Origin of the sequence: Streptomyces dengpaensis (assembly GCF_002946835.1) — a bacterium.
GTDB lineage: Bacteria > Actinomycetota > Actinomycetes > Streptomycetales > Streptomycetaceae > Streptomyces > Streptomyces dengpaensis.
Map to the genome: position 1 here is coordinate 8,051,586 of NZ_CP026652.1, position 23,548 is coordinate 8,075,133.

At 70.1% G+C, this 23,548-nt stretch carries 17 protein-coding genes and 1 pseudogene; 5 read left to right on the forward strand and 13 right to left on the reverse strand.

The window, feature by feature from the left end:
• Nucleotides 1-27: 27 nt before the first annotated feature.
• The 3 genes from meaB to C4B68_RS37580 are packed head-to-tail and all read right to left on the reverse strand — an operon-like array spanning nt 28 to nt 4,981.
• Nucleotides 28-1,014 (reverse strand): methylmalonyl Co-A mutase-associated GTPase MeaB, encoded by a 987-nt coding sequence (gene meaB / locus C4B68_RS37570; protein WP_099502176.1) that lies wholly within the window; start codon nt 1,012-1,014, stop codon nt 28-30.
• Complete coding sequence (scpA, locus tag C4B68_RS37575) at nt 1,011-3,173, reverse strand: methylmalonyl-CoA mutase (protein WP_099502175.1); 2,163 nt, start codon at nt 3,171-3,173, stop codon at nt 1,011-1,013. The genes meaB and scpA overlap by 4 nt, the downstream gene beginning before the upstream one ends.
• A complete protein-coding gene (locus tag C4B68_RS37580) occupies nt 3,173-4,981 on the reverse strand; it encodes a methylmalonyl-CoA mutase subunit beta (RefSeq protein WP_099502174.1) in 1,809 nt (602 codons plus the stop codon). Before C4B68_RS37580 ends, scpA begins: the two co-directional genes overlap by 1 nt.
• 272 nt (nt 4,982-5,253) lie before the next feature.
• On the opposite strand from C4B68_RS37580, the gene C4B68_RS37585 reads away from it, so the two are divergent.
• Both C4B68_RS37585 and C4B68_RS37590 read left to right on the forward strand, forming a co-directional pair.
• Entirely contained in the window at nt 5,254-5,550 is a 297-nt protein-coding gene (locus C4B68_RS37585) for a hypothetical protein (protein WP_099502173.1), read from the forward strand.
• Nucleotides 5,551-5,617: 67 nt separating this feature from the next.
• Nucleotides 5,618-7,072: a glyceraldehyde-3-phosphate dehydrogenase gene (locus C4B68_RS37590; protein WP_099502172.1), complete on the forward strand. Its 1,455-nt coding sequence runs from the start codon at nt 5,618-5,620 to the stop codon at nt 7,070-7,072.
• Between the two features lie 76 nt (nt 7,073-7,148).
• On the opposite strand, the gene C4B68_RS37595 is transcribed toward C4B68_RS37590, so the two are convergent.
• The gene (locus tag C4B68_RS37595; protein ID WP_099502171.1) at nt 7,149-7,502 is read right to left on the reverse strand and encodes a hypothetical protein; all 354 of its coding nucleotides are present in this window, start codon (nt 7,500-7,502) and stop codon (nt 7,149-7,151) included.
• A gap of 116 nt (nt 7,503-7,618) precedes the next feature.
• Here C4B68_RS37595 and C4B68_RS37600 point away from each other — a divergent pair, with 116 nt between their 5' ends.
• Entirely contained in the window at nt 7,619-8,284 is a 666-nt protein-coding gene (locus tag C4B68_RS37600) for an NUDIX domain-containing protein (protein WP_099502170.1), read from the forward strand.
• A 6-nt stretch (nt 8,285-8,290) separates the two neighbouring features.
• On the opposite strand, the gene C4B68_RS37605 is transcribed toward C4B68_RS37600, so the two are convergent.
• Nucleotides 8,291-10,861: a SpoIIE family protein phosphatase gene (locus C4B68_RS37605; protein ID WP_099502169.1), complete on the reverse strand. Its 2,571-nt coding sequence runs from the start codon at nt 10,859-10,861 to the stop codon at nt 8,291-8,293.
• Nucleotides 10,862-11,100: 239 nt separating this feature from the next.
• On the opposite strand from C4B68_RS37605, the gene C4B68_RS37610 reads away from it, so the two are divergent.
• Nucleotides 11,101-11,463: a DUF6479 family protein gene (locus C4B68_RS37610; protein WP_373682227.1), complete on the forward strand. Its 363-nt coding sequence runs from the start codon at nt 11,101-11,103 to the stop codon at nt 11,461-11,463.
• Between the two features lie 122 nt (nt 11,464-11,585).
• On the opposite strand, the gene C4B68_RS37615 is transcribed toward C4B68_RS37610, so the two are convergent.
• The 8 genes and pseudogenes from C4B68_RS37615 to C4B68_RS37655 all read right to left on the reverse strand — a co-directional run.
• Nucleotides 11,586-12,551 (reverse strand): ATP-dependent DNA ligase, encoded by a 966-nt coding sequence (locus tag C4B68_RS37615; protein WP_099502167.1) that lies wholly within the window; start codon nt 12,549-12,551, stop codon nt 11,586-11,588.
• A gap of 77 nt (nt 12,552-12,628) precedes the next feature.
• Nucleotides 12,629-13,522 carry a Gfo/Idh/MocA family protein gene (locus tag C4B68_RS37620; protein WP_099502166.1) on the reverse strand — a complete coding sequence of 298 codons (894 nt, stop codon included), beginning with the start codon at nt 13,520-13,522 and terminating at the stop codon, nt 12,629-12,631.
• Nucleotides 13,523-13,967: 445 nt separating this feature from the next.
• Nucleotides 13,968-14,885, reverse strand: coding sequence for an aminoglycoside phosphotransferase family protein (locus tag C4B68_RS37630; protein WP_099502165.1), 918 nt, complete (start codon nt 14,883-14,885; stop codon nt 13,968-13,970).
• Between the two features lie 91 nt (nt 14,886-14,976).
• Entirely contained in the window at nt 14,977-17,190 is a 2,214-nt protein-coding gene (gene glgB, locus C4B68_RS37635) for a 1,4-alpha-glucan branching enzyme (RefSeq protein WP_240634602.1), read from the reverse strand.
• A 4-nt stretch (nt 17,191-17,194) separates the two neighbouring features.
• Nucleotides 17,195-18,613, reverse strand: a complete 1,419-nt coding sequence (locus tag C4B68_RS37640; RefSeq protein WP_099502164.1) for a maltokinase N-terminal cap-like domain-containing protein — start codon at nt 18,611-18,613, stop codon at nt 17,195-17,197.
• Between the two features lie 51 nt (nt 18,614-18,664).
• On the reverse strand, nt 18,665-20,386 hold the full coding sequence (gene treS, locus C4B68_RS37645; RefSeq protein ID WP_104880038.1) for a maltose alpha-D-glucosyltransferase: 1,722 nt from the start codon (nt 20,384-20,386) through the stop codon (nt 18,665-18,667).
• Entirely contained in the window at nt 20,383-22,383 is a 2,001-nt protein-coding gene (locus C4B68_RS37650; protein ID WP_167459238.1) for an alpha-1,4-glucan--maltose-1-phosphate maltosyltransferase, read from the reverse strand. The genes treS and C4B68_RS37650 overlap by 4 nt, the downstream gene beginning before the upstream one ends.
• Before the next feature lie 37 nt (nt 22,384-22,420).
• Nucleotides 22,421-22,612 (reverse strand): annotated as a pseudogene (locus tag C4B68_RS37655) (DUF5133 domain-containing protein); the annotation flags it as partial.
• Nucleotides 22,613-22,912: 300 nt separating this feature from the next.
• Here C4B68_RS37655 and C4B68_RS37660 point away from each other — a divergent pair.
• On the forward strand, nt 22,913-23,428 hold the full coding sequence (locus C4B68_RS37660) for a pep a2 (RefSeq protein WP_099505712.1): 516 nt from the start codon (nt 22,913-22,915) through the stop codon (nt 23,426-23,428).
• Nucleotides 23,429-23,548 lie beyond the last annotated feature (120 nt).

Below are 23,548 nucleotides of genomic sequence, written 5' to 3' on the forward strand. Positions count from 1 at the left end.
CCGCAGCAGGAAGGTGCCGGAGGCCTGTCAGCCCGCTTGTGGTCCGCCGAACGCCCGCAGAATGCCTTCGGCGGCGAGCGTGGCCGTCAATTCGCCCTCTCTGACCTGCTGTTCGAGAGCGGGAGCGACGGCGCGTACGGCGGGAGCCGCGTGCAGACGGCCCAGCAGTTCGTCGCGGACCATCGACCACGTCCAATCGACCTGCTGGTCACGGCGTTTGGCGGCGAGACGGCCGGTCGAGTCGAGGAGTGTGCGGTGCTGTTCGAGACGTTCCCAGACGGTCTCCAGGCCGGTCGACTCGCGGGCGCTGCAGCTCAGCACGGGCGGTGTCCAGGCGGCGTCCTTGCTGTGCATGAGACGCAGGGCACCCGCCAACTCCCGTGCGGCGGTCCGGGCGTCGCGCTCGTGCGGCCCGTCCGCCTTGTTGACGGCGATCACGTCGGCCAGCTCCAGAACGCCCTTCTTGATGCCCTGGAGCTGGTCCCCGGTGCGCGCCAGCGTCAGCAGCAGGAACGAGTCGACCATGTTCGCGACCGCGGTCTCGGACTGGCCGACGCCGACGGTCTCCACCAGGATCGTGTCGTAGCCCGCGGCCTCCATCACCACCATGGACTCGCGGGTCGCCTTGGCCACCCCGCCCAGCGTGCCCGCACTGGGGGAGGGGCGCACAAAGGCCGCCGGGTCCACGGCCAGCCGCTCCATCCGGGTCTTGTCGCCCAGGATCGAGCCGCCCGTACGGGTCGAGGACGGGTCCACGGCGAGCACCGCGACCCGGTGCCCCAGCGAGGTCAGCATCGTGCCGAACGCGTCGATGAACGTCGACTTGCCCACGCCCGGCACCCCGCTGATGCCGATCCGCCGCGCCCGGCCGCTGTGCGGGAGCAGCTCGGTGAGCAACTCCTGCGCCAGCGCCCGGTGCTGCGGACGGGTGGACTCGACGAGCGTGATGGCGCGCGCGATGAGCGCGCGCTTCCCGTCGAGCACACCCTTCACATACGTGGCGAGCTCGATCACAGGGCGTGCCCGAGATCGGCCGACAGCCGCTGAACGAGGTCGTACGCCGCGTCCGGAATCACCGTCCCGGGCGGGAACACGGCCATGGCGCCCATCTCCAGCAGGGTCGGCACGTCCTGCGGCGGGATCACCCCGCCGACGACGATCATGATGTCCTCGCGTCCCTCCGCCGCCAACTCCTCCCGCAGCGCCGGTACGAGGGTGAGGTGACCGGCGGCCAGCGAGGACACCCCGACCACGTGCACGTCCGCCTCGACGGCCTGGCGGGCCACCTCGGCCGGGGTCTGGAACAGCGGGCCGACGTCGACGTCGAAGCCGAGGTCGGCGAAGGCGGTGGCGATCACCTTCTGGCCGCGGTCGTGCCCGTCCTGGCCCATCTTGGCGACCAGGATGCGCGGCCGGCGTCCCTCGGCCTCCTCGAAGGAGTCCACCAGGGCGCGGGTGCGGTCCACGGACGCGGACTGGCCTGCTTCGTTGCGGTACACGCCGGAGATCGTACGGATCTGGCTCGCGTGCCGCCCGTACACCTTCTCCAGGGCATCGGAGATCTCCCCGACGGTGGCCTTCGCGCGGGCGGCGTTCACGGCCAGCTCCAGCAGGTTGCCCTCGCCGGCGGCGGCCCGCGTCAGCGCGTCAAGCGCGTCCTGGCACGCCCGCTCGTCCCGCTCCGCCCGCAGCCGCCGCAGCTTCTCGATCTGCTGGGCGCGTACGGAGGAGTTGTCGACCTTGAGGACCTCGATCTGCTCGTCGCTGTCGACGCGGTACTTGTTCACGCCGATCACCGGCTGACGGCCGGAGTCGATCCGGGCCTGGGTACGGGCCGCGGCCTCCTCGACCCGGAGCTTCGGGATGCCGGCGTCGATGGCCTGCGCCATGCCGCCCGCCGCCTCGACCTCCTCGATGTGCTGCCAGGCCCGGCGGGCGAGGTCGTACGTCAGCTTCTCGACGTACGCGCTGCCGCCCCACGGGTCGATCACCCGGGTGGTGCCGGACTCCTGCTGGATCAGCAGCTGCGTGTTGCGGGCGATGCGCGCGGAGAAGTCGGTGGGCAGGGCGAGCGCCTCGTCGAGGGCGTTGGTGTGCAGCGACTGGGTGTGGCCCTGCGTGGCCGCCATCGCCTCGACGCACGTACGCGTGACGTTGTTGAACACGTCCTGCGCGGTGAGCGACCAGCCCGAGGTCTGCGAATGGGTGCGCAGCGAAAGGGACTTGGTGCTCTTCGGGTCGAACTGCTTGACCAGCTTCGCCCACAGCAGGCGCGCCGCCCGCATCTTGGCGATCTCCATGAAGAAGTTCATGCCGATCGCCCAGAAGAAGGAGAGCCGCGGCGCGAACGCGTCCACGTCCAGGCCGGCCTCCCGTCCGGCCCGGATGTACTCGACACCGTCCGCGAGCGTGTACGCCAGCTCCAAGTCGGCCGTCGCGCCCGCCTCCTGGATGTGATAGCCGGAGATCGAGATGGAGTTGTAGCGCGGCATCCGCTGCGAGGTGAAGGCGAAGATGTCGGAGATGATCCGCATCGACGGCTTCGGCGGATAGATGTAGGTGTTGCGGACCATGAACTCCTTGAGGATGTCGTTCTGGATGGTCCCGGCCAGCTTCTCCGGCGGTACGCCCTGCTCCTCCGCCGCCACGATGTACAACGCCAGTACGGGCAGCACGGCGCCGTTCATCGTCATCGATACGGTCATCTCGTCGAGCGGGATGCCGTCGAACAGCTGCCGCATGTCGTAGATCGAGTCGATGGCCACGCCCGCCATGCCGACGTCACCGGTCACGCGCGGGTGGTCGCTGTCGTAACCGCGGTGGGTGGGCAGGTCGAAGGCGACCGACAGGCCCTTCTGGCCGGCCGCCAGGTTGCGGCGGTAGAAGGCGTTGGACTCCTCGGCCGTGGAGAAGCCCGCGTACTGGCGGATCGTCCACGGCTGGTTGACGTACATCGTCGGGTACGGGCCGCGCAGATACGGGGCGATGCCCGGATACGTGCCCAGGAAGTCCAGGCCCTCCAGGTCACGGCCGGTGTACAGCGGCTTGACCGCGATGCCCTCCGGGGTCTCCCAGAAGACATCGTCGCCGCCGGCCGCCTTACGCCACTCTCCGGCGCTGCCGTCGGCCGTGGGCGCCCCCAGCTCGATCGCGGAAAAGTCGGGGATTCCCATCAGGACACTCCCATACGGTCGAGGGTGGCGGAGAGCACGGCGACGGCGTCGCAGCCCGCGAAGACGTACGCGTCGACGTCGGTGTACGCGCCGGGGCGTCCCGCCAGGAACACGTGCCGGGCACCCGAGGCCTTGAGGGTCTGGGCCGTGCGGGCCGCCTGCTCCTCGTACAGCGCGTCGCTGGAGCACAGGCAGACCTCGGTGGCGCCGCTGTCCTCGAAGGTGCCGTCCGTGACCGGCTCGATGCCGCCGGCCTGGAAGAGGTTGGCGGCGAACGTCGTCCGCGCGGTGTGGGCGGCGGTGGGGCCGATGGAGGCCAGGAAGACGCGCGGCCGGGTCCCCGTCGCGGCGAGGTGGGCGTCCGAGCGGGCGCGCAGAGCCTCGTACGCCTCGTCGCGCCGCACGCGCGGGAGTCCGCCGGACGGCGGCTCGGGAGCGGGCTCGCGCTCCAGCGGCTTCTCGGTGAGCAGCGGGAACTCGCTGACGCCGGTGATGGGTTCGCGGCGCTTGGCGAGCTTCACGCTGCGCGCCTCCCACGTCTTGGCCAGATCCTCACCGAGACGGCCCGAACGCAGGGCGGCCGCCTGACCGCCGATGCCCTCGATCCGCTGGAAGAACTCCCAGCCCGCCTGCGCGAGTTCGTCCGTGAGCCGCTCCACGTACCAGGAGCCGCCCGCCGGATCGATCACCCGCGACAGATGGGACTCCTCGACCAGGATCGTGGAGGTGTTGCGGGCGATACGGCGCGCGAAGGCGTCCGGCAGGCCCAGGGCGTGGTCGAAGGGGAGCACGGTCACGGCGTCCGCGCCGCCGACTCCGGCCGCGAGCGTGGCCACCGTCGTGCGCAGCATGTTCACCCAGGGGTCGCGGCGCGACATCATCACCGGCGAGGTGACGGCGTGCTGGACCTGCGCTCCCGCGCCCGGCGCCCCGCACACCTCGGCCACCCGCGCCCACAGCCTGCGGGCCGCGCGCAGCTTCGCGATGGTCAGGAACTGGTCGGCGGTGGCCGCGTACCGGAACTCCAGCTGAGCACAGGCCTGTTCGACGGACAGGCCCGCCTCGGTGAGGTCCCGCAGATAGGCGACGCCGGTCGCCAGGGAGGCGCCCAGCTCCTGCGCGGCCGAGCCGCCGGCCTCGTGGTACGGCAGCGCGTCCACGGTCAGCGCCCGCAGCCCCGGGTACTCCTCGGCGCACAGCCGCCCGAGAGCGGCGGCCGGCGCGAAGACCAACTCCTCGCCCGTACGGGCCTCGTGGCCCAGCGGGTCGGCGCCGAGACTGCCGCGCACCGCGTCCTTGGCGACGCCCCGCTCTTCGCACAGGCGGAGCAACTCCCGTGCGGCAGCCTCGACTTCGCGTCCCGCGTCGAGCACGACGGGGGCCAGGTCGAGATAGACACCGTCGAGGGCTCGGTCGAGCGACCCGGCCGGAATGCCGCCCGCACCGACGACCAGCCAGAGCGAGGTGACGCCGTTCTCCAGGTCCGCCAGCACCGCACCGTCGCCGAGCGTCGAGTGCCGTTGCCGTACGTCCCAGCCGCTGGTGGTGTTGCCCGCTGCCCGGCCGCCCCGTACGAACGGAGCGAATCCGGGGAAGCCGGGATCGAGCGCGGTGTCGTGCGCCGTGTACAGAGGCCGGGTGCGCAACCCGTCCTCCAGCGCGGTGGACAGGGCATCCTCCGCCGCTGCGCCCGAGACTTCCCGGCCCGACTTGCGCAGGACGCCCTCCACCAGGCGTTGCCACTGCTCATGAGTCGCGTCAGGGAACTCGGCGGCCAGCGAGAGCCCGTCGTCAGGCAGGACCGTCATGCTCGGATGCTAGGGCAGGACGACAAAGGAGCAGCAGAGGACGCGGCTGTGACCTTGCACTCTCAGGGATTTGCTTGATCCCCGGGCGGGGTTCGTACTAAGGGCGACACGCTTCTGCGAGAGGGCCGGGTGCTGTAGGGCCCGTTACGGCTGAGGGTGTGTGACAGAGGGTGTCCGGCATGGATGCGAGATGGCTCGGCGAGGGGCAGCATTGAGTCAGTGGCGCACATGCGTCGAGCATGACTCGCCTCGAAGGATGACCGGAGAGACTCATGACCACCGCACATGCCCCTCACCCCGATCACACGCACACGCACGGCGAGGGCTGCGGCCATGTCGCCGTCCCGCACGAGGACCACGTGGACTACGCCCACGACGGCCATCTGCACCGTGTGCACAACGACCACGTTGACGAGTGCGAGTCCACCGCCCACTCCGCCCACGGCGACCATGCGCATCAGCACGGTGAGGGCTGCGGCCATGTCGCGGTGCCGCACGGGGATCACGTCGACTACGTGCACGACGGCCACCGGCACGCCGGTCATGACGGGCACTGGGACGATCACTGACCCCGTTGAATGATCAAAGTGACGCAGGTTTAGCATATGAGCGCCGCCTAGCTCGAAAGATAAATCTGTGACTGTCAACGACGACTCGTTCACCAACTGGAAGAACCGCGAGGAGATCGCGGAGTCGATGATCCCGATCATCGGGAAGCTGCACAGGGAGCGGGACGTCACCGTCCTGCTGCACAGCCGCTCCTTGGTGAACAAGTCAGTGGTCAGCATCCTCAAGACCCACCGGTTCGCCCGGCAGATCGCCGGTGAGGAACTCTCGGTCACCGACACGCTGCCGTTCCTGCAGGCACTGACCGCGCTCGATCTCGGACCTTCCCAGATCGACATCGGCATGCTCGCCGCGACCTACAGGGCCGACGACCGGGGTCTGACGGTGGACGCGTTCACCGCCGAGGCCGTCGCCGGCGCCGCGGGTGCCAACAAGATCGAGCGCGGCGAGGGCCGCGACGTCGTCCTCTACGGGTTCGGCCGCATCGGCCGCCTCGTCGCCCGCCTGCTCATCGAGAAGTCCGGCTCCGGCAACGGCCTGCGGCTGCGCGCCATCGTCGTCCGCCAGGGCGGCGGCCGGCCCGTCGAGGATCTCGTCAAGCGGGCCTCGCTGCTGCGCCGCGACTCCATCCACGGCCAGTTCCAGGGCACGATCACCGTCGACGAGGCGAACAGCACGATCATCGCCAACGGCAACGAGATCAAGGTGATCTACGCGGGCGACCCGTCGGAGGTCGACTACACGGCGTACGGCATCAAGGACGCCATCCTCATCGACAACACCGGCAAGTGGCGCGACCGCGAGGGCCTGTCGCAGCATCTGCGCCCCGGAATCGACAAGGTCGTCCTGACCGCGCCGGGCAAGGGCGACGTCCCCAACATCGTGCACGGCGTCAACCACGACATGGTCAAGCCGGACGAGCAGATCCTGTCCTGCGCGTCCTGCACGACCAACGCGATCGTTCCGCCGCTGAAGGCGATGGACGACGAGTACGGTGTGCTGCGCGGCCACGTGGAGACCGTCCACTCGTTCACCAACGACCAGAACCTGCTGGACAATTACCACAAGGCCGACCGCCGCGGCCGCTCGGCGCCGCTCAACATGGTGATCACCGAGACCGGTGCCGCCTCCGCGGTCGCCAAGGCGCTGCCCGACCTCAAGGCACCGATCACCGGCAGCTCGATCCGCGTCCCGGTGCCGGACGTCTCGATCGCGATCCTCAGCCTGCGGCTCGGCCGCGAGACCACCCGTGAGGAGGTCCTCGACCACCTCCGCGAGGTGTCGCTGACCTCACCGCTGAAGCGCCAGATCGACTTCACCACCGCCCCCGACGCGGTCTCCAGCGACTTCATCGGCTCGCGTCACGCCTCGATCGTCGACGCCGGCGCCACCAAGGTCGACGGCGACAACGCGATCCTCTACCTCTGGTACGACAACGAGTTCGGCTACTCCTGCCAGGTCATCCGCGTCGTCCAGCACGTCTCCGGGGTCGAGTACCCGACGTACCCGGCTCCGGTGGTCTGACCGAGAGGGGACTCCCGCCGCGGGCAGGTCGCACGCGGCGGGAGTCCCCTCACAAGCGGCGAAGACCTCGTGATTCCTAGGAGTTGCCCGCCCTCGACATGCGCAGGGCGAGATCCTGGAGGAGGTCAGCCGTCTTGATGTCGGTACGGCCCGAGTCGTGGACGTCGGCGAGTTCGGAGAAGAGGAACGCGAAGGCGCCCACGAGGGAGATGGTGGCGGGGAGATAGGCGTCCGCGACGGCTTGCCCGGCCTCGGCGGGGCCCGCGTCGCCGGGTACCTCGACGCGGGGGAACACCTCCGTGACGAGCGCGCCGAGTTGGGTCTCGGGCGACGCGACCTCGGCGTTCTCGTCCTGGGCGATCCTGCGCACCATCGCGTTGGTCTCGGTGAGCACGCCGATGGCGCGCAGGATGATCTCCGTCTGTTCCATGCCGTGAGCCTAGACGGGTGAAGCCCCGCCGTGGCCTTGGTCTTCGCTTCGGGGTGGTAGACAGGGGCCATGAACGACATGAGGGACTCGTCCCGCTCCCGCCCGGCCCGCGCACGATGACCGCGGGCATCGACACCCCGGACCGCCGGGGCCGCACCGGACTCGACCGCGTCGGCCGCGACCTGCACGGCAACCCCCGCGTCAAGGTCCGGGACGTGCGACTCCTGTCCTGCCACTGGTACGTGGAACGCACCACCACCTTCGACTTCCAGCACGCCGACGGCACCTGGACCACCCAGGAGCGCGAGACGCACGACCGCGGCAACGGAGCCACCCTCCTGCTCTATGACGCCGAGCGCGAAACCGTGCTGCTGACCAGGCAGTTCCGCTACCCGGTGTACGTCAACGGGCACCCCGACGGCATGCTCGTCGAGACACCGGGAGGGCTGCTCGACGAGGAGGACGAGCATCCCGAAGTCGCCGTGCGGCGCGAGGTGACCGAGGAGACCGGGCACACCGTCGGCGAGGTCCACCACGTCTTCGACGTCTACATGAGCCCCGGCTCGGTCACCGAGCGCGTGAGCTTCTACGCCGCCTCGTACGGCCCCTCCACTCGGACGCACGAGGGCGGAGGCCTGGACGAGGAGGGCGAGGACATCGAGATCGTCGAACTGCCCTTCCGCCGCGCCCTGGACATGATCCGCACCGGGGAGATCGCCGACGCGAAGACGATCATGCTGTTGCAATGGGCGGCTCTGGAGGGGCCGTTCAAGACGGCTTGACTTGGTCTAATGACCCACGCCGCCCTGCGACCTGTACTGGCCCCCGCCGCCCGGCGACCTGCGCGTCGTCAGAAGGAGCGCGATGTCGTCCGGGCGCTCGGTGGCCTTCCGGGCCTCCGCCGTGAGCAGGTCGGCCGCACGGGACAAGGAAGGGCCGCCCCGCCTGCCGGGCGGGCTGCTCGCGCGCGACAGGGTCGCCCGGAGGGTTTCGACGCCCTCGTCGATGTCGGTGCCGGGGCGCTCGACCAGGCCGTCCGTGTACAGGGCCAGGACGGCGTCGGGTTCCAGGAGCAGGTCCGTCACGGGGTACCGCGCGTCCCGGTCCACGCCGAGCACCACCCCGCCGGGCAGGTCCAGCACCTCGGTGCGGCCGTCGGGATGGCGCAGCAGTGGCTGCGGATGCCCGGCCCGCGCGGCGCGGACGACGCCGGTGACCGGGTCCAGGCGGACATAGCAGCAACTGGCGAACTGACCCGGATCGAGGTCGATGAGCAGCCGGTTGGTGCCGTTCATCACCTCGTCCGGGGAATGGTCGCCGTGCGCGAACGCCCGTACCGCGCTGCGCAGTTGACCCATGGTGGCAGCCGCCTGCACGCCGTGCCCCTGCACATCGCCGATGACCAGCGCGAGCCCGTCGCCGGCCTCGACGACGTCGTACCAGTCGCCGCCCACGTCCATACCGAGCGTGCCGGGCAGATACCGGCCGGTCGTCCGCACCAGGGGATGCGCCGACAGGCGGTGCGGCAGCAGGGCCTCCTGGAGCCCACGGGCGAGGGCCGCCTCGTTGTCGTAGCGCCGCGCCCGCTCCAGGGCCTGCGCGATCAGTCCGGCGAGCGCCGTCAGGACCGTACGGTCCTCGGTGCTGAAGCCGCGGGGCCGGTCGAAGCCGAGGGTGCAGGAGCCGACGGGCCGCCCCGAGGCGATCAGCGGCAGGTACGCCCGGGCCCCGTGACTGGCGTCCAGCGCCATGCCCGGATAGGCGGCCTCCAGCCGCTCCATCGACTCGAAGAAGAGCGGGCGCCCACTGGTGAGTGCCTCGACCCCGGGCAGCTTGGCATCCAGCCCCGCCCCGTCGAACTGGGCGAGGAATCCCTGCGGGAAGCCGGTCTCCCAGGCGAGGTACAGGCGCCGGTCCTGGACCAGATAGATGGCCAGGCGGCGTCCGCCGAACGCGGGCAGCAGCTCCCGCATCACCATCTCGGACACCTGGCGGGCCGTCACGGCCTCGGTCAGCGCGATGGCGAGGGCGATGGGCCGGTACAGCGGCGCGGTCGTCACGGCGTCGGTCCCGGGTGCGTCCGCATCGGGCTGTTCGGCCGCCACCGATCTCGTGTCGAACGGAGTGGCGACCGTGGTGTCCGCGACCCGCCCCACCGGCACGATCTTGCACGTCAGGCTGTCGGGGCCGGGGTAGACCGACAAGGTCAGACTGGCGCCTTCGGTGCTCCCGGAAGTCGCCTCGCGGCCGTCTCCGCGCGGGCGTGTGACCTGGAAGTGCACCGGATCCGGTGACAGCAGCGCGCCGCGCAGATGATCCTCGTACGCCGGCCGGTCCAGCCAGGGCACCGCCTGCAACAGTGGCCGCCCCAGCAGCTCTGTCCGGGCCAGGCCGAGCAGTTCGGCGGCGCGCGGGTTGGCGTAGGTGATCAGTCCGAGCCGGTCGAGCGCGAAGACGCCCTCCGGCAGCAGATCGGCAGCTCCGTCCGCGGCCGTGCCCGGGCCTGGATCGACGACCACGCCGCTGACCCGGTAGGGCGGGGCGGGCGCCGCACCCGAAGTCCACAGCTCCAGCAGACGCAGTCCGCCGTCCGCGGTGCGCACCGGCAGCGGGTGGGGCGGTGGACGCCCGGCGGCCGTCTCGCGCAGCGCGGCCAGCAGCAGGCGCGGATTCTCGTGGTTCACCGCGTAGGCGAGTGCCTCCGGCGTTCCGGCGAAGCCCTCGCCGCTGGTGCCGAGCAGGGTCCACAAGGCGTCGTCCGCGGTGACCGTGCCGTCGGCAGGATCCCAGGTGAACCCCCCGACAGCCCGTGACGAAGGACAGGCGACCGGTGGCCGCCTGCAGAGCGGCTCCCCGTCCCAGAAGACGCCCGTCCCGGCCTTCTCCAGCGCCGCCAGAGCGGCACCCAGTTCATCCGCCACCGTGGTCATCCGGTCACGGTCCGGCAGCACCTCGGTGGCGTCCGAGGCCGACGGCCGCAGGACTGTCAGGACGCCGAAGGGGATCGAGGCGCCCACGACCGGGACGTACAGCGAACCGAACGGGAAGGGCAGCCCCGCGGCCAGTTGCGGATAGCGGCGCATCGTCTCGGTGGCGTCGGCGAGCAGCACCTCCACGCCGCTGCGATGGACATCGGCGACGGGAAGCGGCCGGTCCATGTACATGTGCCACCAAGGCCGGAACAACTGGCCGGGCAGCCCCGCGAGCACGGCCAGTCTCAGCAGCCCGGGGGTGCTCGAGCGCAGATAGACGCCCCCCGCGAAGCCGCGGGCCGCCCGGATCGCGTCCGTCACGGCCCCGCTGAGCAGGGTGGCCAGGCTTGCCGTCGCCTGGTCCTCAAGCCCGGCGCTCCCAGTCATCGGTTTGCTTCCGTCCGCCCGCCGCCAGGGGGGTATCACAGCAAGAATGCGCCTCGCGGGCCCCTGACCGCACCTCGACGCCTCCGGAGCACGGGCGCGTGCCGCCGGGAATGACCTGGATTCCGGGCGGAACGCACCGAACTCGCGCCCGGAATGATCCGGAATACAATTGAGTCGCCGTCGTTGACGGAGTTCCACGCAGTTTTCCCCTGGAATTGGGGGTACGCGAGCAAATGATCATGGCGAGCTTTGAACTCATCGCGGCGAGCGAGACCGTGAACGCCATCGGTGCCTTCGTCGGTGGTCTCTTCATCGCCGGCGCGCTGGTCTGGGCCGTCCGGCTGGGCATCAGCGTGCGGAGCAAGGAACTGCCCCCGCCCCGCCCCGAAGAGCAGCCCAGGCTGCCCGACGGTGGAGCGGTGCACGAAGAGAGGGAGATACGGGAACCCGACGAGGTTCCGCGCGCCGCGGACGAGAGCGAGCGGCTGATGCCGTACAACATGCACGCGGCAGGGACCAAGCACGCTGCGGACCAGCATCGGAAGCGCTGGGTTCCGGGATCCAGCGGGTCCTTCGGCGGCGGTGGACCCGGCAAGACCTAGCGGGGTGGGCAGGACGTGACCGCCCGATCGGGCGGTCACGTCCGTACGCTCTGAGGAAGATCAGCCGCGGACTCCTACGGGAGATCAGCCGCGTACTCCTACGGAAGATTCGCCGCGGAGTCCTACGGGAGATCCGCCGCGGAGTCCTCGGGGGCCAGGTCCCGGCGCAGGCGCAGCCACGACGGCTGCCGCAGCAGTCCGGCCCGGGTACGGGTGCTGTACCGGACCTCGCCGACCAGCCGCGGAACGACCCAGCGCGCGCCTGACACCCGTGGGACGCTGTCGAACGGGCAGCGGTCGGTCGCCGCGGCTCCCAGCAGCCGGGCGAGTTCCGACCGCTCGGCCTCGCTCCAGCCCGTCCCCACGCTCCCGACATAGCGCAGCCGCCCCGCGTCGCGCTGTCCCACCAGTACCGCACCGGGCAGTCCTGACAGGCGCCCCTTGCCGGGGACCCAGCCGCCGACGATGACATCCGCGGTGCGCACGTTGCGGATCTTGATCCAGGCGCGGGAGCGCACCCCGGGCTCGTAGACGGAGTCCAACCGCTTGCAGACCAGCCCCTCCAGACCGCTTTCGCGCGTCGCCCGCAGGGCCAGCTCACCATGGCCGACGAGCGCGGAGGGCGTCGACCAGAAGGGCCCGGTGAGGGCGAGGCCTTCCAGCTCCCGCCGCCGTCGCGCGTAGCGCAGGCCCGTCAGATCGCCCCGCAAGTACATGACGTCGAACAGGACGAGATGCGCGGGAGCCTCCGCCGCGCGACGCGCCGCCCTGGCCGGCGACTGGGCCAGTCCCATGCGGGACTGCAGGAGCTGGAAGTCGCCCCGCCCCTGTTCGTCCAGGACCAGGACCTCGCCGTCCAGGATCGCGGGGGTCGCGCCGAGCGTGCCGCCCAGTGCACGGAGTTCGGGATACGCGGCGGTGATGTCCTCCCCCGAGCGGGCGCGCAGCAGCACGCTTCCGTCTCCGGGGAGGTAGACCACGGCGCGCTGCCCGTCATGCTTCGTCTCGTACGCCCAGCGCATGTCCTGCCCGGCGGGCGGCAGGGTGCCGGGTGTGGCGAGCATGGGAGCGATCAGCGGCAGTCTCACAGCTGTGTTGTCGACACACCCCCAGGTGCCCACGCACCCCGGCCCGCCGTTTCGCCTGAACGGCGTCCCTTCCGGTTCTAGCTGTCCAACGCATGGGCCATGAGGGTCTGCAGATACAGCCCACGATGGGCATCGATCGCGCCGGACCGCCCCGTCCGTACGGCGGTGGCGAACTCCCGGCGCAGCACGGGCCAGAGTTCCTCGTGGTCGAGTGCCGAACTGTCGAACACGTGCTCCGGGTGCCGGCCGAACAGCTCGACCCGCATCAAGCCCCGCTCGAGTTCGACCGCCCCCGACAGGGACGCCTGGCTGACGGCTCCGCTCTCGTGCTCGCAGGTGAGCTCGATCCAGCGGCGGACGTCCCCGGCACCGCGCACCCGGACGATCGGCCCCAGAGCCGCGTCCAGCAGGTCGAGGAGGTGCGGCCCGAGGTCCAGCAGAGCACCGTGTTCGAGGCGCCACGGGGTCGCGAAGTCGCCGCCCAGGAAGGCGCCGCTCAGGCAGCAGGACCGTGCGCCTACGGTGTCGAGACCCTGGGCGGCCTTCAAGAACTGCTGGGTGACCGGGTGGTAGCGGTTCGTCAGGACGAGCTGGGAGACGACGCCGGCGGTGTCGATGGCGCCCACGAGACGCCGCGCCGACGGCAGATCCAGCGCGATCGGCTTCTCCAGGAGCAGGGCCTTGCCCGCCTTCGCGGCCTGCGGCGCGAGCTGCGCCTGCACGGCGGGCGGAACCGCGAAGGCGACCGCCTCGCAGCCGTCGAGCAGTTCCTCGAAGGTCGCGGCGACGCCCGCACCGTAGGGGGCCGCCGTCGCACGGGCCGCCTCGGGGCGGCGTGCCCACACCGACGTCAGCCGCGTCTCGGGCCCGGCGGCGAGCACGCGCGCGTGCACGGCGCGTGCCCACGGCCCTGCACCGACGAGCCCGACCTCGACGGGTGCGTGGGGCCAGTTCTGCGAGGTTCCGGTCACGCGAAGTCTCCTCTCCGGATGGGCTCATTCTTAGCCCGTCCGGCGGTTGAGGACGAGCGCGTCAGCGCGACAAGCGGGGATCCGGGGGCGGCAGCCCGCCCCCATTACCGGACGGGTAGGGGCGGAGCGGGTGAAAACACTCCGAGGCAGGTACGTGTGCAGGGCCGCGGACGCACTGAGCCGGTGCAGGCTCCGCTGGTGGAGGTCCCGCGCGCGGCTGGTCAGCTCGCTGAGAACGCGATCGGGACTAGCGGCGGTGCGCAGCTCATTCAGGACCGACTCAATGGTCGTGAGCGGGTAGTTGCCTCGACGTGGAAGCGCGACGACGCCCGGCGACGGTTCGGTCATCAACGACTCGGACTACCGCGAGGTCGGCCAGTGGCGCGTTGCCGCGACTGCCGGGCCCTCAAATGCACTGAGTCAACCTATGACGGTGAGAGGTCCCTCAGCGACGGGCCGCCGCGATGAGGCGTCGCAGTGCGGCGTGGGCGGGTGGGCCCCAGGTGGGCTTGCCGCCAGGGCGGCCGCGGACACCGGCCTCTCCGATGAGGATGCCGCTGAGGGCGCGCAGCACTGCCCAGCCGCGGGCGCGGCGCAGGGTCGCGGCGTCCGGGATCGGTTGGTAGGCGTCATGGAAGCGGTCGGCGGCGCCGTCCGGCAGCAGCGCCCACGCGGCGGCGAGGTCGCAGGCCGGATCGCCCGCGCAGAGATCGCCGAAGTCGATCACGCCGCAGAAGGTGCCGTCCGTGGTGAGGATGTTGGCCGGGTGCAGGTCGCCGTGGAGCCACACTGCCGGGCCCGCCCAGCCGGGCGCGGTGGCGGCGTCTTCCCACACCGCGCGGACGGCTTCCGGCTCGGGGACCAGCCCCAGCTCGGTGGCCGAGACGAGTTGCTCGGCGAACTGCTCGGCGCGGTCGGCCGGCGCGCCGCCGCGGCCACGGCCGGCGGGTGCTTGGTCGGGAGCGGGTCGGTGAAGAGCCGTCAGGAAGGCGGCCAAGCCGTCGGCCGCATCTGCAGCGCGTGTGGCGGGGGCGCGGTCGGCGGGCATGCCCGGCACCCATGTGGTGACGATCCAGGGCCGCGGAAACCGCTCGGATGGCTCCCCGAGGCGCTGCGGGATGGGCACCGGCAAAGGAAGGTGCGGGGCGAGGGAGGGCAACCAGGCGTGCTCCTTGCGCAGCAGAGCGTCCGCAGACTGCGTCGCCCAGGGCAACCGGACGGCGAGGTCGTCGCCGAGCCGCCACAGCTGGTTGTCCCAGCCGTGCGCGCCGAGCCTCAAAGGGTGATCGGCCAGGTCGGGGTGCTGGTCGCGCAGCAGATCCCGGACCAATTCAGCGGTGATCTCGATGTCGGTGTGGGTCATGCCGAGCAACGGTAGTCAGGCGGCCACTCTTCCTGTCGAGCGCCTCCGGGGCGCCGCCGCGCTTCCACGCATGAGGAAGAAAATCACCTACTTACGCCGGTCGCAGCCACACGGTGGCGAGGGGTGGCAGGGTCAGCTGGATGCTGGCCGGGCGGTCGTGGGCGCCGATGGGTTCCGGCTTGACCGGGTCGGGGTTGAGGACGTCGCTGCCGCCGTAGCGGTGGGAGTCGGTGTTGAGGATCTCGTGCCAGGCGGTGATGTCGTCGGGGACGCCTAGGCGGTAGCCGTGGCGTACGGCGGGGGAGAAGTGGGTGATGGCGAGCAGCGGGGTGCCGTCGGCGGCGTGGCGGAGGAAGGCGAAGACGTTGTCGTCGGCGGCGTCGCTGACGATCCAGGCGAACCCGGAGGGGTCGGTGTCGCGCTGCCAGAGGGCGGATTCGCGTCGGTAGACGGCGTTGAGGTCGTGGACCAGGTCGCGCACACCCCGGTGGTCGGCCTCGGCCCCGTAGGCGGGGTCGAGCAGCCACCAGTCGGGCCCGTGCCCCTCGGACCACTCGGCCCCCTGGGCGAACTCCTGGCCCATGAAGAGGAGTTGTTTGCCGGGGTGGGCCCACATGAAGCCCAAGTACGCCCGTACGTTGGCGCGTTGCTGCCACCAGTCGCCCGGCATCTTCGATACGAGGGACTGCTTGCCGTGGACGACTTCGTCGTGGGAAATCGGCAGGACGTAGTTCTCGCTGTAGGCGTACACCATCGAGAACGTCATCTCGTTGTGGTGGTACTTGCGATGAATCGGGTCGCGCTGCACGTACTCGAGCGAGTCGTGCATCCAGCCCATGTTCCACTTCAACCCGAAGCCGAGACCACCGTCCGAGGTGGCCCGGGTGACGCCGTCCCAGGCCGTGGACTCCTCGGCGATCGTCACGAAACCGGGGTTGCGGCGGTAGACGGTGGCGTTCATCTCCTGGAGGAAGGCGACCGCGTCGAGGTTCTCCCGGCCGCCGTGCTCATTGGGGGCCCATTGGCCGGGTTCGCGCGAGTAGTCGAGGTACAGCATCGAGGCGACGGCGTCGACGCGCAGCCCGTCGATGTGGAACTCCTCGCACCAGTACACGGCGTTGGCGACCAGGAAGTTGCGCACCTCGCGGCGCCCGTAGTCGAACTCCAGGGTGCCCCAGTCGGGGTGCGCGGCCCGCCGCGGGTCCTCGTGTTCGTACAGGGGCCGGCCGTCGAACTCGGCCAGCGCCCAGTCGTCGCGCGGGAAGTGCGCGGGTACCCAGTCCATCAGGACGCCGATCCCGGCCTGGTGCAGCGCGTCCACCAGGTGCCGGAAGTCGTCGGGGCTGCCGAGGCGTGCCGTCGGCGCGTAGAAGCCCGTCACCTGGTAGCCCCACGAGCCGCCGAAGGGATGCTCGGCCACCGGCATCAGCTGGACGTGGGTGAAGCCCAAGTCGGCCACATACGTGGGAAGTTGCTCCGCCAGCTGGCGGTACGTCAGGCCGGTTCGCCAGGACGGCAGATGCACCTCATAGACCGAGAACGGCGCTTCGTGCACCGCCCGCCGCTTCTCCCGATCCGCCATCCACTCCGCGTCGCTCCACTCATACGACGACGACGTCACGATCGAGGCCGTCGCCGGAGGCACCTCGGTGCGGCGGGCCATCGGGTCGGCGCGCAGCGTGCGTGTACCGTCGGGGCGGGTGATGTCGAACTTATAGGTCGTTCCCTCACCGACACCGGGAAGGAACAGCTCCCACACTCCAGAGGATCCGAGCGACCGCATCGGAAATCCCGTGTTGCCGTCCCAGTGGCAGAAGTCCCCGCAGACCCTGACGCCCTGCGCGTTCGGGGCCCACACCGTGAAGCGGGTGCCGGGGACTCCCTGATGGCTCATCGGGTGGGCGCCCAGCGCGCGCCACAGTTCCTCGTGGCGCCCCTCGCTGATCAGGTGCAGATCGAGTTCGCCCAACGCGGGCAGGAAGCGGTACGGGTCCTGCACCTCGAACTCGGTGCCGTCATAGGTCACCACCAGCGTGTACTCGGGGATGGCATCGAGCGGCAGTACGCCGGAGAAGACGCCGTCGCCCACGTCGTCCAGCTTCGTGCGCCGCCCGTTCACCACCACGGCCACTGCCTGGGCGTAAGGACGCAGTGCGCGGAACACGATGCCGCCCGGCACCGGGTGTGCGCCCAGCAGCGCGTGCGGATCGTGGTGGGCCCCGGACAGCAGACGCCCCCGGTCCGTCGCGTCCAGCGAAGCGGGAGCGACCGGCCGTGTGTTGACCGATGCGGTGCGGACTGTCACGGCTTCAGCCTCCTCGAGAGGGGTTGGGGGCGGGTGGGGTGAGGGTCCTTGAGCAGCGTTCGGCGAGACGTCCGACCGCGGCCATGGGCACGGGCAGCCAGTCGGGGCGGTGTCGCGCCTCGTACAGCACCTCGTACACGGCCCTGTCCGTCTCGTACGCGCGCAGCAGCTCGGGTTCCTCGCGCGGGTCCCACTGCGCCTCGGCGGCATAGCCCGCGCAGTAGGCCTCGCGGCAGCGCTCCGCCCACTCGGGGCGCCAGGGGTGGCGGGAGCGGGCCGCATAGTCGAAGGAGCGCAGCATGCCGGCGACATCGCGTACGGGGGACTGGAGGCGCCGGCGTTCGGCGAGCGGGCGGGCCGGTTCGCCCTCGAAGTCGATGACGGACCACTGCTGCCCGGCCCGCAGCACCTGGCCGAGGTGGAGATCGCCGTGAATCCGCTGTGCGGGCCGTACCGCTGTGTCGAGGGCCGCGAGCGCGTCGAAGGCGGTCCTCAGCCCTGACGCGTACGGCCGGAGTTCGGGAACGGCACGCGCTGCTGCGTCGAGACGCTCGCTCATCGCCGACGCAAGCCGCCTGTTCTGCGGCGGACTTGGTGCGTCGACGGGGAACGCCGCGGCCAGCGCCACATGTACCTCCGCGGTGGCCCGGCCCAGCTCGTACGCCTCGTCGGTGAACCCCCGCCCTGAGGAGAGGGATTCGAGTGCCAGCGTCCAGCCGTCCGCCGCCTCGCGCAGGAACGGCTGAAGAACGCCGAGTGTCGCTTCCTGTGGCCGCGAGGTCCGGAACCACGCAGCGGGAGCGGGTACGCGGGTGCAGCCCTGCCGGGCCAGTGCCCACGGCACCTCCAGGTCCGGGTTGATGCCGGGCTGGACGCGCCGGAAGATCTTCAGGATGAACGAATCCCCGTACACCAGCGAGGAGTTGGACTGCTCGGCGTCGAGCAGGCGCGGCGCGAGACCGGCGGGCACTGCCACGCGCTTGTCCCGCTCGAAGCGCAGCGGGCCCGTCGTGCCCGGTCGGCGCAGGCGCTCCAGGAGCAGTCGTGCCGCCCTGGGGTCGTGCAGGGCGTCGTACACGATCAGGTTGGTCAGCGGGCCCTTGCTCGCGCGGCCGATGGCGGCGTGGGTGAGACGCGGCGGCAGGGCGTCCCGTACACCGAGGAGCAGTTGGTAGCAGTCGTCGGGCGGGGGAGCGCCGGGGCCGCTGTGGGCCGGCGGGCCGGAGTGTTCGGTGCGGACCAGCAGATGCAGGCATCCCGGGTAGAGCTCGGTCGTCGACACCAGGCTGAGATCCGTGACGGGCCTGCCCTTGCCCGCGAACCAGCGCTGCCTCGGCAGCCAAGCGCGCAGCAGCTCGGCGAGCGAGGCCAGCAGCGGAGCGGAGCCGAGGCCGTTCGGACGGTGCAGCGCGGTCTTCGCCATGGCGACACGTCCTTTCAGAGGCGGGCGGGCTGGGGAGCACACGACAAACGGTCAGGTGCGCCTGGTGGCGATGGGTGCGACCGCGCGGCGGAGCCTGAACCAGTAGAAGCCGTGGCCTGCGAGGGTGAGCAGGTAGGGGAGTTCGCCGATGGCGGGGAAGCGGACTCCGCCGATCAGTTCGACCGGGTGGCGGCCGTCGAAGGCTCGTAGGTCCAGTTCGGTGGGCTGGGCGAAGCGGGAGAAGTTGTGGACGCACAGGACGAGGTCGTCCTTGTACTCGCGCAGGAACGCGATCACCGCGGGGTTCGAGGACTGGAGTTCCGTGTAGGAGCCCAGTCCGAACGCCATGTTCTGCTTGCGGATCTCGATCATGCGGCGGGTCCAGTGCAGCAGCGACGACGGGGACGACATCGACGCCTCTACGTTCGCCACTTGATACCCGTAGACGGGGTCCATGATCGTGGGCAGGAACAGGCGGCCCGGGTCGCAGGAGGAGAAGCCCGCGTTGCGGTCCGGCGTCCACTGCATCGGGGTGCGGACCGCGTCGCGGTCGCCGAGCCAGATGTTGTCGCCCATGCCGATCTCGTCGCCGTAGTACAGGATCGGCGAGCCGGGCAGTGACAGCAGCAGGGCTGTGAACAGCTCGATCTGGTTGCGGTCGTTGTCCAGCAGGGGCGCGAGACGCCGGCGGATACCGATGTTGGCGCGCATGCGCGGATCTTTGGCGTACTCCGCGTACATGTAGTCGCGTTCCTCGTCGGTGACCATTTCCAGGGTCAGCTCGTCGTGGTTGCGCAGGAAGATGCCCCACTGGCAGCCGGACGGGATGGCAGGGGTCTTGGCGAGGATTTCCGACACTGGGTAGCGCGATTCACGGCGTACGGCCATGAAGATGCGCGGCATGACGGGGAAGTGGAATGCCATGTGGCACTCGTCGCCGCCGGAGGGGAAGTCGCCGAAGTAGTCGACGACGTCTTCCGGCCACTGGTTGGCCTCCGCCAGCAGCACCGTGTCCGGATAGAGGGCGTCGATCTCTTTGCGCACCCTCTTGAGGAACTCATGGGTGGCGGGGAGGTTTTCGCAGTTCGTCCCTTCCACCTGGTAGAGGTACGGCACCGCGTCGAGCCGGAAGCCGTCGATTCCCAGGTCAAGCCAGAAGCGGAGTGCCGCCAGCATTTCCTCCTGGACCCGCGGGCTTTCGTAGTTGAGGTCGGGTTGGTGGGAGAAGAAGCGGTGCCAGTAGTACTGCTTGCGGACGGGGTCGAAGGTCCAGTTGGAGGCTTCGGTGTCGACGAAGATGATGCGGGCGTCCTGGTACTGCTTGTCGTCGTCGGCCCAGACGTAGTAGTCGCCGTAGGGGCCGTCGGGGTGGGCGCGGGACTCCTGGAACCACGGGTGCTGGTCGCTGGTGTGGTTCATGACGAAGTCGATGATCACGCGCATGCCGCGCTGGTGGGCGGCGTCGACGAACTCGACGAAGTCGGCGAGGTCGCCGAACTCGGGCAGCACGGCGGTGTAGTCGGAGACGTCGTAACCGCCGTCACGCAGCGGGGACTTGAAGAACGGGGGCAGCCACAGGCAGTCGACGCCCAGCCACTGGAGGTAGTCCAGCTTGGCGGTCAGGCCCTTGAGGTCGCCGACTCCGTCACCGTTGCTGTCCTGGAAGGAGCGGACCAGCACCTCGTAGAAGACGGCGCGTTTGAACCATTCCGGATCGCGGTCCTTGGCCGGGGTGTCCTCGAACGTATCCGGGACGGGCTCGTTGACCATCATGTGGGTGACCCTCCGATCCGCGGTGAAGGACCGAAGGTGAGCACATGCGCACCGCCCGGCTCCAGTCGCACATAGTTGGCCCTGCCCCAGTTGTAGGTCTCGCCGGTGAGTTCGTCGCGCAGCGATACGGACTCGTGCCAGTCCAGGCCGAGTTGCGGCGTGTCCAACGAGACCGTGGCCTCCTGGGTGTGGTGAGGATCGAGGTTCGCCACCACCACGACGGTGTCGTCGCCCGTGCGCTTGCTGTACGCGATGAGAGCGTCGTTGTCCGCGGAGTGGAAGCGGAGGTTCCTGATCTCGTGCAGGGACTTGTGGCGCCGCCTGATCCGGTTCAGCCGGGTGATCAGCGGTGCGATCGTCCTGCCCTCGCGCTCGGCCGACTCCCAGTCCCGCGGCCGGAGTTGGTACTTCTCGGAGTCGAGGTACTCCTCGCTCCCTTGCTGGACGGGGGTGTTCTCACACAGCTCGTATCCGGCGTACATGCCCCATGACGGCGAGAGGGTCGCCGCGAGCACCGCCCGTACCTCGAAGGCGGGCCGTCCACCGTGCTGGAGGTAGCCGTGCAGAATGTCCGGGGTGTTGACGAAGAAGTTGGGGCGCATGAACGCGGTCGTCTCGCCCGAGAGTTCAGTGAGGTAGTCGGTCAGCTCCTCCTTGGTGTTGCGCCAGGTGAAATAGGTGTACGACTGCTGGAAGCCGACCGCCGCCAGCCGCTGCATGATCGCGGGCCGGGTGAAGGCCTCCGCCAGGAAGATCACATCCGGGTCGGTGCGGTTGACCTCGGCGATCACCTGCTCCCAGAACACCACCGGCTTGGTGTGCGGATTGTCGACGCGGAAGATCCGTACGCCATGATCCATCCAGAAACGCAGCAGCCGTACCGTCTCGCCGATCAGGCCCGGCATGTCCTCGTCGAAGGCGATCGGGTAGATGTCCTGGTACTTCTTCGGCGGGTTCTCGGCGTACGCGATCGTGCCGTCGGGACGGTGATGGAACCACTCCGGGTGTTTGTCCACCCACGGGTGGTCCGGGGAGCACTGGAGGGCGAAGTCGAGGGCCACTTCCAGGCCTTCGCGCCCCGCTCGGCGTACGAACGCGTCGAAGTCGTCGATCGTGCCGAGGTCCGGGTGGACCGCGTCGTGCCCGCCCTGTGAGGAGCCGATCGCCCAGGGCACACCGACATCACCGGCGTTCGCCGACAGGCTGTTGTTGGGGCCCTTGCGGAAGGTGGTGCCGATAGGGTGGATCGGCGGGAGGTAGACGACGTCGAAGCCCATCTCCGCGATGGCGGGCAGGCGTTCGGCGGCCGTACGGAACGTGCCATGAGGCCGTTCCACGGTTCCCTCCGAGCGCGGGAAGAACTCGTACCACGCGCCGTACAGCGCTCGCTTCCGCTCCACGAGCAGGGGCAACGGCAGGGAACGGGTGAGCCGTTCACGCAGCGGGTGCTCGGCGAGAGCGGCGTCCACGTCCGGAGTCAGGGCGGCCGCGAGGCGGGCGGCCGGCGGGCGGCACTTGTCGCTCAGGGCTTTCGCGGCCGCCAGCACCGCGTCCCGGCCCGCCGCTTCCGGCACCCCGGCGGCGGCCCGTTCGTACAGAGCGGCGCCCTCCTCCAGGACCAGCTCCACGTCGATCCCGGCCGGGACCTTGATCCCGGCGGAGCGGCGCCAGGCGGCAACGGGGTCGCTCCACGCCTCCACCAGGTAGGTCCAGTGACCCATTTCGTCGGGAGTGACAAGGGCGCCCCAGCGGTCGGTACCGGGGGCGAGTTCGCGCATCGGGGTCCACGGGCCGAGACGCCCGCTCGGGTCGCGCAGCACTACATTGGCGGCGACGGTGTCGTGGCCCTCGCCGAAGACAGTCGCGGTGACCCGGAAGGTCTCGCCGGAAACCGCCTTCGCCGGGCGTCTGCCGCACTCGACGACCGGGCGGACATCCACGATCGGGATGCGGTCTGTGTCAGGGTTTACGTCCATGGGTTTCGCCTCCGCCGTCATTGGCCCCGCCTGCGGTTCAGATCCGAGTCCGAACGTCCCGCAGATAGTGCTCGGCGGCGTCCGCGGCCTCCCGCGCGCAGCGCTTGCCCATCAGGACGCACAGCGTGTACCCGGTGTTCTCGAAATTGCCCCGCACCACCTGGTCGGCCGGGGCCGCAAGCAGCAGGCGTTCCCAGGCCCGGTATCGCTCCAGATGCCTGGCGACCTCGGCTTTGGCAGGCAGCAGCATCACGCCGGTCACCTTCTCTCTCGACCGCGCACGGCTCGCCTGGATGGCGACTAAAGGCCGTGTACGCAGAGGCACCGATCTGTTACGGAGATCAGAGCTTTCACTCATGGTGCCCGTATCATCACCAAGCGTCTTGTTGGGTCTTCAACAACACTGGTGGCGCTCTCGGGTTGCACGAATGGAGTAGCGCTCTCACCCTGGGACTGACTCAGGAGCGATCAGTGCTCACGCTTCGTGTTCGGGGCTCGGCCCGCTGGGGCGAGGAGAGGCGGGAGCTTCGCCGGTGAGGAGCCAACGACGATGAAAGCTGCAGTGCCCTGCTACTACCACCTCGACGTGGAGGTCAGCCCGGAGCGGGTCGGACAGGTCAGGCGCATTCTGGCCGCGCACCTCCGGTACTGGAACCTGGAGATTCTCGTCGAGTCCGTCTGCCACTGTGCCGAAGCGCTGCTCCGTACGATCGAGGAGCACGCGGCTGACAAGAACACGACCATCGAGATGTGGTGGAACGGCCAGCACCTCATCGCCGCCGTCTCGGACAACAACCAGGACATCCGCCCGCACAAGGCGCCGCAGGGCTGCCTGGCCCAGATCGCCGCGCTGAGTGACGGCTGGGGATGCTGCGCCACCGACGCGGGTGGCAAGATCATCTGGTTCTCGTGGCGAGCCCGGGCCGCCGAACGCGCCCCGCTGGTCCCCGCCGCGCCCGCGCCCAGTCTGCGGGAGGCGCGTCAGGCGCCTCGCCAGATGCCGCTGCCGGAGCCGGCGCTCGCCGGTTTCCGTGACGACACGGAGGAGGCCGTCGCCGTCCGGTGATGCCGGGACCGCCCTTGGCGGCCGCCGGCCGGATGGCCGGAGGAAACCATGGCCGCCGGATGAAACACGGCCGGGCGGCCGCATGAAACAGGCGCTGAGCGCGTCGATCAGGACCGATCG